Source organism: Brotaphodocola sp. (assembly GCF_983179755.1).
Genome location: NZ_CFAHBC010000012.1, coordinates 1 through 12532, shown reverse-complemented (window position 1 = coordinate 12532; position 12532 = coordinate 1). Strand labels below are relative to the sequence as shown.

Genomic DNA, 12532 nt, shown 5'->3' with positions numbered 1-12532 from the left:
AAAGTGACTTTTTTTGACAACTATTAAAAAAAACAGCTGACACTCTGCAATTTTTTGATTGCATAAACGCCAGCTGTTTTTACCATTTCGGATTGCTAATTTCTGATTATTTTATTTAATCACTCCGATTTCAGCACCTCAATCGCCTTCTGAACCTGATTATCCCGATCAAGCGGAATTGAGTCATAAATGTTCAAATCCGACACATCCGGTGTCTCATACTCGACCTCGACATCCGGTGTCAATCCCTTCTTGTGAAGGTCATTTCCTGCCGGTGTGTAGTAGTGTGCGACTGTGATCTTGATCGCAGATCCATCATCAAGCGGAAGCAGGCTCTGAACAATTCCCTTTCCAAACGAGGTCGTTCCGACGAGCTTTGCAACTCCATAATCCTGAAGTGCTCCGGAGAAAACCTCGGACGCACTCGCCGACTGTCCGTTGATCAGAACCGCAATCGGAACTGTGATCTCGTGGTCATCCGGCTTCGGATACTTCTTGTCTGTGCTTCCATCGTTGTACTCATGCAGGATCTGACCGTCCTTGCAATAGTAGCGATCGGACTCGCCCTCCTTCGTCGCGGTCGTCAGAATCGTTCCGTCGAGCTTATCCTCCGGAAGCACATAGGCTGCCATCTGAACACAGGAATCCACAACTCCGCCCGGGTTGTCGCGCAAATCAATGATCAGTCGCTCCATGCCCTGACTCTCAAGATCGTCGACCGCCTTCTCAAACTGGTCGCCGGTCACAACGTCAAACTGACTCACAAGAATATAGCCGGTCTTGTCTTCGAGCATCTGGTGCTCCACAGTGTCCGTCTCAACCATCCGACGCTCCACATGAAGCGGAACCTCCTCACCGTCGCGCAGAACGGTCAGATCGACATAAGTTCCCTCCTCGCCCTTAATATGCTCTTTGACAAGCACGTCGAGATCGGTCGAAGCCGCCTCGATATCTCCGACCTTATACAGAATGTCTCCTCTCTTCATTCCGGCTTCCTCCGCCGGAGATCCGGAGAAGACACGAAGAACGGTCACAGCATTTGTGTTCCGGTTCTGACTCACGAGCACACCGATTCCACAGTAGACACCCTGCGTCTCCTCCGTCAGAGAATCATACTCCTCCGCTGTGTAATACGTCGAATACGGATCGTCAAGACCATTCATCATACCCTTGTAAATGCCGGCTTCCACCTTATCCATATCTTCATCAAACAGAAAGTACTTATTCACCACCGACTGAAGCAGGTTCAGCTTTGCCCCGACTGCCTTCATGTCGAGACGGTTCTGAGCCGTCGCCTGTGTGCTCTCAACGGATGTGGAATTCTGTCCGCTTCCATTCACCGAGCGCTCAATCACATTGATTCCCGAAGCAACCCCGACAACCGCAAGCCCTGCAAATGCGGTCACGAGCGCACCGGTCAGCACTCCTTTCCAGAAACCGCTCTTCTGTGAGCCCTCCCCCGGAGCTTTCGCCTTCTTAGTGCCTGTATCGTGTTCTTCCTGATTCTGCGTTTCTTTTTCCATATCCACTGCTGTCACCTGTCTTTCTTTTCGACTGTCTAAAACATGCTCCGCGTATTGTCATCCCTTGTACCTTATGGGAAATTTCATATTTTTAGTGGGCTGGCGCCGTAAGGTGGGAAAGTACCTGTAAACCCGTGTGAAGCGCCGGTGTTTAGATCGCGTATTTTGCGATCTTATGCACCGCTGCGCTGAACCCGGAGCGAGAGCTCGTTTGCAGGACTTTCCCCACCGTCGGCGCCCTAAAACCCTATGAAGTGTCCTGATTTTCTACGGACTCACATACTTGAGCGGATTCACATAACTTCCATTGACTCTCACTCCGAAGTGAAGATGCGGTCCGGTCGAGTATCCGGAAGATCCCACCTTCGCAATCGTCTGTCCCTGCTTAACACTCTGCCCATCCGAAGCCAGAAGCTGGGAACAGTGCATATACACCGTGTACACTCCATTTCCATGACTGATCATGATATAATTTCCCGCGGAATAGCTGTATGTCGACGCCACAACCGTGCCAGATGCCGCTGCCACAATTCCGGTTCCCGTGCTCGCGCCAATGTCGATTCCCTGATGATAAGTCGAAGCCCCTTTCGTCGGTGCAGTTCGTTTTCCAAACTTGGAATTGATCTTACTGCTTGCCGGACACGGCCAGATAAACTTAGTATTTCCTCCACTCGAGCTTTTATTCGAGGAAGAATCCGCAGATGCCGTCTGTGTCTTTGCACTCGATTTCGTCTCCGCCTGCTTGAGTTCCGCGCTCTTCTTCGTCTCCGGAGCCGTCGTCTGTGCCTGTGCGACCTGCTTCGTCCCGGCGGCCGGTTTTGCTTCCTCCTCTGGCTTTGCGATCACCTTCTTCACCGCCTCGGCTTCCTTTTTCGCCTGAATGCTCGCCTCGACTGCCTTTTTGCTCGCTGCTTCTGCCTGACGACTTGCCTCGGCCGCTTTCTTTGCATCCTCCGCCTTCTTCGCCTCTACGGCTTGACGGCTTGCCTCCTCAGCCTTACGACTCGCCTCAACCGCTTTTCGGCTCGCTTCCTCTGCCTGACGTTTTGCCTCGGCTTCCGCCTTTCGCTTGGCTTCTGCTACGCGTCTTGACTCCTCGGCAGCCTTTCTCGCCTCTTCCTCCTTGCGCCTGATCTCTGCCTCGATCTGTTCGATCTTCTTCTCCTGCGCCTTAATGTCCTGCTCATACTGGCTGATCTGGCCCTGAGCTGTCTGGATCTGACCCTGATAATTGTTCAGCTCCTCATTCTTCGTCGCCAAAAGCGTCTGCACCGACTCCTGCTTTGCCTCATTCTGCTCTCTCAGCGTGACAAGCTCCGCGTGATCCGACTCAAGTTTCGCCTCATGGTCAGCAATCTTCTGCTTATTTTCTGCATACTCCCGAAGTTTTGTCCGGTCATAATCCGAGATCTCGCGAATGTACTCTGCACGGTTCAAAAACTGTCCCATATCCTCGGACTGCAAGAGCATATCCAGAAATCTCGTCTGTCCATGCTCATACATATATTTGATGCGCATCTTCATGTCGCCGTACTGGTTTTCTTCCGTCTGCTTTGCCACCTCAAGATCCTCTCCGATCTCTGTGATCTCCGTCTCCTTCTCGTTGATCCGGGTATTGATCGAATCAAGCTCCCGGCTCAGTGTCTCCATCTGACCATCAAGCTCCTTGACGTAGGCGGCGGTGTCATTTTTCAGACCCTCCAATTTTTTCAGAGAGTCCTCCAGCTTTTTCTTTTCCTCCTGCATCACGGAAGCCTTCTCTTTTTCCACCCGGACTTCCTGTTTTGTCGCATAGGCGGGCTGAATACCAGACAGAGCAAGCGTAACTGCAAGCACCGTCCCCATGATCTTTCCCTTCATCTGCATATCTGCATACCGCCTTTATATTTCCAATCATTACTACCTGTAAACTACCCCAACTTAAATACAAAATTCAAATGGTGAAATCTCTACACCCGCAGATACTTGCGAATCGTAAAGAAACTTCCAAAAAATCCGATTCCGACTCCGAGCACAAGTGCCACAACAATCATGATCGGATAGATTTCCTTCACCGGAATAAAATAAAACATATTTGAGAGAATCCGAAAACGATCCATCAGATAGACTACGGACTTTGTATACAGGAAAAACATTGCGACAAGCGGAATCACCGCTCCCGCCATGCCGATCAGCACACCCTCAACAATAAACGGCGCGCGAATCATAAAATTTGTCGCTCCGATCAGGCGCATGATCTGGCTCTCCTGCTTTCGAAATGCCGCTGCAACCGAGATCGTGTTGTTGATCAGGAAGACGGAAACAGCAAGAAGAACCCCGATGATCACCAGAGACAAAAGTCCGACCATCTTGTTGACACTCGTCAGTCCTGCTGCCGCCGTGTTCGAGTAGTTCACCTGGCGAACGCCCTCGATCCCCTGAAGATATTCCACAACCTGAGGCTGTTCGGACAGATCGTTTAAATAAATCTCATACGACGAAGAACCTGCAAGCGGGTTATCCTGCTCAAATCCATCGGCAAGCTCCTCCATTCCCTCAAAATACTGCTTTTTAAAGGAATCCCAAGCCTCCTGTGCCGACACAAACTTCATCGACCGGATCTCCGGGCGCGACGCGATCTCTGTCCCGATCCCCTTGATCTGATCCTCCGTCAAACTCTCATCAAACAGCACCGTGATTCCCACCGTGCTCTCCACATTGTGCACCATGTACTGAACATTTGCCACAATGGAAAAAAACAGGCAAAATAAAAAAATACATGCAGAAATCGTCGCCACAGATGCAAGCGAAAACCAGATGTTCCTGCATATATTCTTTACACCCTGTTTCAGACAATAAAAAAATGTACTAATTCTCATGAATCTGCCTGCTCCTCTGCTCTGCTGTCGCTGACAACCTGACCTTTTTCGAGTTTGATGACGCGCTTTCCCATCTTAGAGACAATCTCCTGACTGTGCGTGATCACCACAACGGTCGTTCCAAGTCGGTTGATCTGTTCAAGCAGTTTCATAATCTCAATCGCGTTCTCATGGTCGAGATTTCCGGTCGGCTCATCCGCAAGCAGGACTTCCGGGCGGTTGATCAGCGCGCGTGCAATCGCGACTCTCTGCTGTTCTCCTCCCGAGAGTTGCTGAGGCAGAGACTTGTATTTGGAAGAAAGTCCCACGAGCTTGAGCATCTCCGGAACAGACTGTCGGATGCTTCTCGTCGATGCTCCGACAACCCGCTGTGCAAATGCCACATTCTCAAAGACATTTCGATCCCGGAGAAGGCGGAAGTCCTGAAAGACAACTCCCAGCTTTCTCCGGTACTTCGGAACATAACGCCTCGGCATTTTTTGCAGATCCATATCGTTTACAAGAATCTTTCCGGAAGTCAGCTCTGCCTCCTTCATCAGAAGTTTGAACAGCGTCGTCTTTCCCGATCCACTTCGTCCCATGATGAAGACGAACTCGCCATCCTCGATCTCGATATTGACGTTTCGCAGAGCTCTCGTTCCGTTTTCATAGGTCTTGCACACATTCTGAATCTCTATCATAATTAATAATCCAGGCTCTCCATATATTTCATATACTTCACAACCATCAGAGCAATCTTGAACGTGATTGCGTCCTCGAACACGCGCAGATCAAGACCAGTGCTTTTCTGAAGTTTGTCCAGACGATATACCAGAGTATTTCTGTGAATGTAAAGCTGTCTGGAGGTCTCAGAAACATTCAGGCTGTTCTCAAAGAACTTGTTGATCGTGGTCAGGGTCTCCTCATCGAACTCATCCGGGGACTTGCCCTCAAAGATCTCCTTAATGAACATCCGGCACAGCGGAAGCGGAAGCTGATAGATCAGACGGCCGATTCCGAGGCGGTTGTAAGCGACAACATTCTTACTGCTGTAAAAGATCTTGCCGACATCGAGTGCCATCTTTGCCTCTTTGTAGGAACGAGATACTTCCTTGATGTCTCCGACAATCGTACCGAAAGCGACGTGAACCTTCGTCATTGCCTCGGTGTTGAGCATGTCGAGGATCATGTTTGCGGTCTTCTCGAGATCGTCGTAGTTCTCGCCTGCCTTGACTTCCTTCACAAGAATGATGTTCTTCTCATCAACAGCCGTGATGAAGTCCTTCGTCTTAGCCGCAAAGAGACTGCGAACGGTCTCAAGCGCATTGACATCCTTCTCGTGCTTGGTCTCGATCAGGAATACCACTCTCTTCACATTCGTCTCGATGTGGAGTTTCTTTGCACGGTTGTAAATATCAACGAGCAGGAGGTTATCAAGAAGAAGGTTCTTGATGAAGTTGTCTTTGTCGAAGCGCTCCTTGTATGCGACGAGGAGGTTCTGGATCTGGAATGCTGCCAGCTTTCCTACCATATATACGTCATCACTTCCGCCACGTGCGAGAAGGATGTACTCGAGCTGATGCTCGTCAAACACCTTGAAAAACTGATATCCCTGTACCACCTGGCTGTCTGCCGGGGAATCCACAAAGGAGAGAATGGAGCTCTCATACTCCTCCGCATCCGGGAATGTGGAAGCCAGCACTTTTCCCTCTGTATCGCAGATGCAGAGATCAATTCTGGTAATACCCTTTAATCCGTCAATCGTGTTCTGAAGAATCTGATTTGAAATCATAACACACGCTCCTTATTCTATATTTTGTCGTCCCTGCCCCTGTGTCCGTATGCAAAAAAAGTCAGCAACAGATCTGCCCGCAAGCAGAAACATTTTTGAAGCCCTGAGTCCGTTTTGTCTGTCCTTTGCCCTTAAATTCCGGCAAAAATCTCGACAAAAAGAAACTTTCCTTAGCCTATATCTTAATGCAAAATAATAAAAAAAGCAAGCAAGTATCACACTTGCCTGCTCTTTTTATAAAAGATTCAGAAATCTTTATCCATAACCTTTGTTCTCCAAATCTGACCAGTCAGCCAAATACCCTCCGCTAATTTCTTTTAACTAATTTCTTCTAGTCAATTTCTTTTAGCCAATCCTAGAACTTCCGGTTGATCTTTCGGATGATTCCTAGTTAACGATTACCTGCTCGGTCTCTTTGTCGAATACGTGAATCTTCTCAAGATCTAACGCCAGTTTGATCACATCACCCGGTCTTGCGGTGGTGTTCGGTTTTACACGAGCGGTGCAGTTTGCATCGTTGATATCGAAGTACAGATATACCTCAGCACCGAGAAGCTCATATACACGGATCGTAGCCTCGATCACGCTCTTCGGAGAGGATGCAAGGAATGCCTCGTCATCATGCAGATCCTCCGGACGAATACCAAGGGTAACGGTCTTGCCAACATATCCCTTCTGATCCAGAACTTTGCCTTTCTCAGCCGGTACGGTGATCGTGTGGTTGTCGAAGGTCAGGGTTACATCAGAACCAGCCTTACCAACAACAGCATCGATCAGGTTCATCTGCGGAGCGCCGATGAATCCAGCAACGAACTTGTTGCACGGCTTGTCGTACAGGTTCTGCGGAGAATCTACCTGCTGAACCACGCCATCCTTCATAACAACGATTCTGGTTCCCAGTGTCATAGCCTCGGTCTGGTCATGAGTTACATAGATGATGGTTGCCTGCAGTCTCTGATGCAGTTTGGAGATCTCAATACGCATCTGACCTCTCAGCTTTGCATCCAGGTTGGATAACGGCTCATCCATCAGGAATACTTTCGGGTTACGAACGATTGCACGACCCATTGCAACTCGCTGTCTCTGACCACCGGACAGAGCCTTCGGCTTACGATCAAGCAGATGGGACAGATCCAGGATTCTTGCTGCTTCCTGAACCAGTTTATCAATCTGATCCTTCGGAGTCTTTCTCAGCTTCAGACCAAATGCCATGTTATCGTATACAGTCATATGCGGATACAGAGCGTAGTTCTGGAATACCATTGCGATATCACGGTCCTTCGGCTCTACATCATTTACGAGCTTGCCGTCGATGTACAGCTCACCGGAAGAAATATCTTCCAGACCAGCGATCATACGAAGGGTGGTAGACTTACCGCATCCAGACGGTCCTACGAAGATGATGAACTCCTTGTCTGCGATTTCCAGGTTAAAATCTTTTACTGCAACAAATCCATTCGGATATGCTTTGGTTACATGTCTCAGTGATAAACTTGCCATTATATTGTCCTCCTGCTATTTCTGCCTGTGTGCTTCGGATCTCCCCATTTTATCCATATCAGCACGGGCAAACCGGCTGTTTTACAGCTCCTTGGTTGATGATCCTATCATACAATAGATCTCCAGGTTCTGCCATGTGCCGAATACCCAAATTGCTTTTCTGCTTTTTGTCAGAATTGCTTAACTAATTTAAAAAGTGCTGAAAATAACAAAATCAGGCGGAACTCCGCCTGATTTTCCTGTAAGAATTCGATAAATTTTGCTTCAAAACCGCTCTCACACCTGCCCCAGCACGAAAACCTTGTGAATCTTGCCTAAGTTCGTACACCTTTCCTTGTACAATTTCCTGTCTTAAATCTACACAAACTAGCAAAATTCAGACAGATTCTCGGAGAATCCGGCTGATTTTTTGGCTATTTCTTTCTCTTTCAAAAACTTCGATAACATTTCTCAAAACATCTCGAGTTCTTACGGAATCTTATGAGATCTTATGAGATCTTTCTTGCAAGCAGATTCAGCCAACGTTCTCCGCCGTCATGTTCCTCTTCCTCTGTGCGCCACAGACGAATGATCTCAAATCTGCCCGTCTCACGCAGAATTCGCTCCAACTGCTCCTCCGTATACTCACAGAAATAACGTCCGCTTCGGATTCCCTCAAAATCCCCCTCCAGGAAAGAGAGGAACAGGACACCCTTCTGACAGAGTCCGTCAGCGAGCTTGTCAAGAATCCCTTCAAGCTCGTCCTCCGGCTCATGGATCAGCGCTCCACAACCCCAAACTCCATCAAAAGCCTCATTAAACTCCATATCTTCATAAGAAATCTGCAACACTTCCAGTCCTGTGTGAATCTCTGCAAGTTTGCACATTTCCTCCGATGCATCTAACGGCGTCACATCATATCCCAGATCGTAAAATGCGAGACTATCTCTTCCTGAGCCACAGCCCAAATCCAGAATCGTATCTCCCGGCTGTAAATGGCTCAAAAATTCTTCTCTCAATTCCTCCGTATCCCGGTCCACCGTATCTTCAAAAATCTTGGATGCATACTTATTATAGTAGTCTATCGTGTCCAAAACGTCCTCCTATTAAATTCTTTTCTAACTGCCATCTACTCTCTCGCAGTTAAATTCTTTCAATCGTTTTTTCTGTAATTCGGATCTTTCCCTCTTTTAACAGGCGTCCGACTGCGCGCTTAAATGCATTCTTGCTCATCTTCATCTCGCGCAGAATTGTCTCTGGTCGTGCCTTGTCGTTGAACGGAAGCACACCGTCAAACTCATCAATCGCCTTCAAAACCTGCTTTGCGTCCTCATCCATCTGCACATAGGCTTTCTGTCTCGGACTCAAATCCAGTTTGCCGTCCTCACGGACTTTGACCACGCGCGCCTCGACGGTATCTCCGAGATGGAAGTCTCCGTACAGCTCCCGCTTCGGGATCAGACCGTAATAGCGGTTCTCGACTGCAACAAAAGCTCCGAGATTCTCGTTGATCTCGTAAACAATTCCAGTCACGCGGTCATCCTTCTTGTACTCGGAGTCTGCACGCATGTAGGGATACACGTTCATCGTTCCTGCCAGACGTCCACTCTTGTCGATGTAGAGCGCCACCAGACATTTCTCTCCCTTTACCACGCGGTGATTCTGCTCCTTGAACGGAAGAAGAAGATCCTTCTCCAGTCCCATATCCAGAAATGCACCAATCTTTGCGACATCCTTCACCTCAAGCACGGCAGTCTCGCCCACCTGAAGTTTCGGGGTTCCTGTCGTGGCAATCATACGGTCCTCCGAATCCTTGTACACAAACACAGACAGTTCATCTCCTGTCTTTGTTCCCTCCGGAACCTGTTTGCGTGGAAGCAGAACCGCATGCTCTGCGTCCTGCTGATGTCCTAAATACACACCAAATGCCTTCTCTCGCAAAACAGTAAGTGTCTGTATCTTTCCAAGTTCAATCATTGCATTCTCGCTTTCTGGTCGTCCATACGACCCTCTTGCTATTCCTTATTTATTGTCAACGCTGATTCTTTACCCATCTGTGGGGAATCGACAAAATCCACTGCTATAACTGTACCATAACTACCATACGGGATTTTCAGTTCAGAAAATTTCTACCTGGAGATACATCGAAACCAAACAACGGCATATGGTGCGCCCTCCCGGTTGCAGAGTGCAATCGTGGTTGTCTCTCCATCCTTGCTGATTCTCGGATAAATCACATCCCCAAGCACAGCCGACTTCTGGTACTCCACCCGAATCTCCCGAATCTGAATCTCTTCCGAAAGCAGTTCTCTCGCAATCTCCACATACTGCGCGTTATTAACGTGATGATTCGTATCGATATGGTGACGCGCAACCACAACTGGCTCAGCTTCCTGATACTCCTCCGGAATTTTGATCCGTCTCGGCGCATACTCCATATCCAGCTTTTCCTCACTGCCAACTCCATAGCCCCGGATGTCCCCCTCCTGTACTCTCGTCGGAGTTCCCTTCTCGGTATCAAAAAAGAACCAGTGGGAATTTGCCTTCACAAGATACTCTCCGTTTTTATCCCGAATCGTGAAATTTCGGTATCCGAAGATTCCCTTGAAATCATACGGCCATGTGCTGATCGTAATCGGCTCTCCCAGTCTCGGATAGCGTTCAATGACAATCTGCCAAAAGGAAAGCCACCACGCTCTATGATGCGCCGTCAGATAATCAATGCCTAAATGCAGATCCTCTGACTGAAACGTTGAACAGTCCTGAAGATAATTGATAATCCCAGTCGTCGTCAGCTCCTGATTCTGATCCACCTCGCTGTAACGAACCCGGCTGTCAAATGAATACATGCTTTCTTCCCTCTTTCTGTCAAGTCCAGTACATTATCGCATATTCCGTCGCGAATCACAACCGTTTTTTCAAAGAAATACCGCTCAAAAAAAGGAACAAAAGCGTTACTGTTCATGCTTTACACAAACAAAACCGGATTTTGATACGCCCGCAATTCGCAAAACAATAAAAATGAGAGGTCTCACAGCGTCGACCTCTCACTTTAAATCATTTGTTACACTTATCAAATCTTTACATTATCTTTATTTCTCGCAGATCTTTACAACAATCTTCTTTACCATAGACGGCTCGCCTGCTGCTGCCTTCGGCTTATGTCCATCCCACGGGAAGAAGATCATGAAGTCGCCTGCCTTGCAGGTTACCTTGAGACCCGGATTGGCGTTGTCAAACTTCACAACATCCTTCTCTGCATTGTACGGTCCAGCCGGATTTAACTCCTCTGCCGGTGCGTAGGTCATCACTTCCTCACCAGAGATCACATACTGGATATCAGAGTAGTTCTGATGAGCTTCGTACTTTGCCTCCTCCCACGGAAGGGTGGTATAGCTCATTACATTTGCATAAACGTTCTTTCCGTCGATCTCATACTTTCCATCCTCAAGGGTTGCCAGATCGTGACTCTTCAAAAAGTCGATTGCCTTTGCATAGCGTCCCTCGATACCCAGAGTGCGGTAAAAATCAATATTCTTTGCGTTATCTAAAATCATGTCTCTCTCCTCCTATTAAATTTCTAATTAATTCTCTCGTCTCTCCCAGAACCGATTTTATCTCAGCTCTGTGGTCGGGATTGTATCCATATCATCAAATGCCTGGTTCTCTCCGCCCATTGCCCAGATAAAGGTGTAATTGCTTGTACCTGCTCCGGAATGGATGCTCCAGGACGGGCTGATGACTGCCTGCTCATTCTGCATAACGATGTGACGGGTTTCCTGACCCTCACCCATCATATGAAAGACTACATTGTTCTCCGGAATCTCGAAGTACATGTAGATCTCCATTCTTCTCTCGTGAGTATGTGCCGGCATCGTGTTCCATACACTGCCCGGCTCAAGAACGGTCATACCCATAGACAGCTGGCAGGTCTCCAGAACGTCCGGATGGATGAACTGGTTGATCACACGCTTGTTGGAAGTCTCCATTGCACCGATCGGTCTCTTTGCAGCCTTCTCGATCGGAATAAAGGTCGTCTTGCATGCCTTGTGTGCCGGCGCACTTACCATATAGAACTTAGCCGGATGCTCCGGATCTTCACTTGCGAAGAATACCTCTTTCGTTCCCTTTGTGATGTACAGGCAATCCTTGTATCCCATCTTGAAAGTCTCGCCATCTGCGGTAATGCTTCCAGCTCCGCCAATGTTGAAAATACCGATCTCACGGCGCTCAAGGAAATACTGGGTACCGAAGTTCTTCCAGATGTCGATGCCCTTGTCGATGGAAACGGTCTCCGTCGTTGGCATGCATCCAAGGGTTACCATACGATCTACATGAGAATACACAGCAACAACCTCGTTCGGCACATATAAATTTTCGATCAGAAATTCTTTTCTCGTTTCTTCTGTTGTATAACGTTTGAAATCTCTCTGGTTTGCAGAATAGCGAATATCCACTACATTCATCCTCCATACTTGTCTTTTGTGGCAGTACGCCCCCGCGCTCCTGCCTGTATTTTCCATTATAAGCGATTCCGTAACTAATATTCAATGGAACAAAGTACTGAAAATAAAGGTCATTTTGTAAGCGCTTTCAACAAAAATCAAATGAAAGGGCGCAAAATGGGAATATGCTCCACCGGCGAGTAAAGTTCTGCAAACTCGTTCTCACTCCGGGTTCAGCGCAACGGTGCATAAGATCGCAAAATACGCGATCTAAACACCGGCGCTTCACACGGGTTTGCAGAATCTTTCTCGCCTTGTGTCGCTTCTGCAAAATACTCAGTAACTAAGACTTCCCATACCTAAAATGGGATTCGCTTTATTTCTTACGCATACGATTTTTTCCGGAATTGGATTTTCCTTTCCTACCATGACATCAACAGAAAGCAGATATTTTGA

At 48.0% G+C, this 12532-nt stretch carries 11 protein-coding genes; all 11 read right to left on the bottom strand.

Going from position 1 to position 12532, the window contains the following annotated elements:
* Window positions 1-119: 119 nt before the first annotated feature.
* The 11 genes from AC4EVX_RS06320 to kduI all read right to left on the bottom strand — a co-directional run bounded on the left by AC4EVX_RS06320 (window position 120) and on the right by kduI (window position 12088).
* Window positions 120-1523 carry a S41 family peptidase gene (locus tag AC4EVX_RS06320; protein WP_177976622.1) on the bottom strand — a complete coding sequence of 468 codons (1404 nt, stop codon included), beginning with the start codon at window positions 1521-1523 and terminating at the stop codon, window positions 120-122.
* A gap of 267 nt (window positions 1524-1790) precedes the next feature.
* Window positions 1791-3389: a peptidoglycan DD-metalloendopeptidase family protein gene (locus tag AC4EVX_RS06315; protein WP_490159809.1), complete on the bottom strand. Its 1599-nt coding sequence runs from the start codon at window positions 3387-3389 to the stop codon at window positions 1791-1793.
* 83 nt (window positions 3390-3472) lie between these two features.
* On the bottom strand, window positions 3473-4381 hold the full coding sequence (gene ftsX / locus AC4EVX_RS06310) for a permease-like cell division protein FtsX (protein WP_177976621.1): 909 nt from the start codon (window positions 4379-4381) through the stop codon (window positions 3473-3475).
* The gene (ftsE, locus tag AC4EVX_RS06305) at window positions 4378-5061 is read right to left on the bottom strand and encodes a cell division ATP-binding protein FtsE (RefSeq protein ID WP_177976620.1); all 684 of its coding nucleotides are present in this window, start codon (window positions 5059-5061) and stop codon (window positions 4378-4380) included. Before ftsE ends, ftsX begins: the two co-directional genes overlap by 4 nt.
* Window positions 5062-5063: 2 nt before the next feature.
* Window positions 5064-6152, bottom strand: coding sequence for a PucR family transcriptional regulator (locus tag AC4EVX_RS06300; protein ID WP_177976619.1), 1089 nt, complete (start codon window positions 6150-6152; stop codon window positions 5064-5066).
* 387 nt (window positions 6153-6539) lie between these two features.
* Entirely contained in the window at window positions 6540-7652 is a 1113-nt protein-coding gene (locus AC4EVX_RS06295; RefSeq protein ID WP_177976618.1) for an ABC transporter ATP-binding protein, read from the bottom strand.
* Window positions 7653-8140: 488 nt separating this feature from the next.
* Window positions 8141-8725 carry a class I SAM-dependent methyltransferase gene (locus tag AC4EVX_RS06290; RefSeq protein WP_490159808.1) on the bottom strand — a complete coding sequence of 195 codons (585 nt, stop codon included), beginning with the start codon at window positions 8723-8725 and terminating at the stop codon, window positions 8141-8143.
* Window positions 8726-8774: 49 nt separating this feature from the next.
* Window positions 8775-9608 (bottom strand): CvfB family protein, encoded by an 834-nt coding sequence (locus tag AC4EVX_RS06285; RefSeq protein WP_490159807.1) that lies wholly within the window; start codon window positions 9606-9608, stop codon window positions 8775-8777.
* A gap of 152 nt (window positions 9609-9760) precedes the next feature.
* Window positions 9761-10480 (bottom strand): acyl-[acyl-carrier-protein] thioesterase, encoded by a 720-nt coding sequence (locus AC4EVX_RS06280; protein WP_177976615.1) that lies wholly within the window; start codon window positions 10478-10480, stop codon window positions 9761-9763.
* Window positions 10481-10723: 243 nt separating this feature from the next.
* Window positions 10724-11188: a NanQ anomerase/TabA/YiaL family protein gene (locus AC4EVX_RS06275; protein WP_177976614.1), complete on the bottom strand. Its 465-nt coding sequence runs from the start codon at window positions 11186-11188 to the stop codon at window positions 10724-10726.
* A gap of 57 nt (window positions 11189-11245) precedes the next feature.
* On the bottom strand, window positions 11246-12088 hold the full coding sequence (gene kduI, locus AC4EVX_RS06270) for a 5-dehydro-4-deoxy-D-glucuronate isomerase (RefSeq protein ID WP_177976624.1): 843 nt from the start codon (window positions 12086-12088) through the stop codon (window positions 11246-11248).
* Window positions 12089-12532: the final 444 nt, after the last annotated feature.

Coding starts and splice junctions, on each gene's coding strand:
- AC4EVX_RS06320 (WP_177976622.1), bottom strand. CDS start 1,523: ATGGAAAAAGAAACGCAGAATCAGGAAGAACACGATACAGGCACTAAG.
- AC4EVX_RS06315 (WP_490159809.1), bottom strand. CDS start 3,389: ATGCAGATGAAGGGAAAGATCATGGGGACGGTGCTTGCAGTTACGCTT.
- ftsX (WP_177976621.1), bottom strand. CDS start 4,381: ATGAGAATTAGTACATTTTTTTATTGTCTGAAACAGGGTGTAAAGAAT.
- ftsE (WP_177976620.1), bottom strand. CDS start 5,061: ATGATAGAGATTCAGAATGTGTGCAAGACCTATGAAAACGGAACGAGA.
- AC4EVX_RS06300 (WP_177976619.1), bottom strand. CDS start 6,152: ATGATTTCAAATCAGATTCTTCAGAACACGATTGACGGATTAAAGGGT.
- AC4EVX_RS06295 (WP_177976618.1), bottom strand. CDS start 7,652: ATGGCAAGTTTATCACTGAGACATGTAACCAAAGCATATCCGAATGGA.
- AC4EVX_RS06285 (WP_490159807.1), bottom strand. CDS start 9,608: ATGATTGAACTTGGAAAGATACAGACACTTACTGTTTTGCGAGAGAAG.
- AC4EVX_RS06280 (WP_177976615.1), bottom strand. CDS start 10,480: ATGTATTCATTTGACAGCCGGGTTCGTTACAGCGAGGTGGATCAGAAT.
- AC4EVX_RS06275 (WP_177976614.1), bottom strand. CDS start 11,188: ATGATTTTAGATAACGCAAAGAATATTGATTTTTACCGCACTCTGGGT.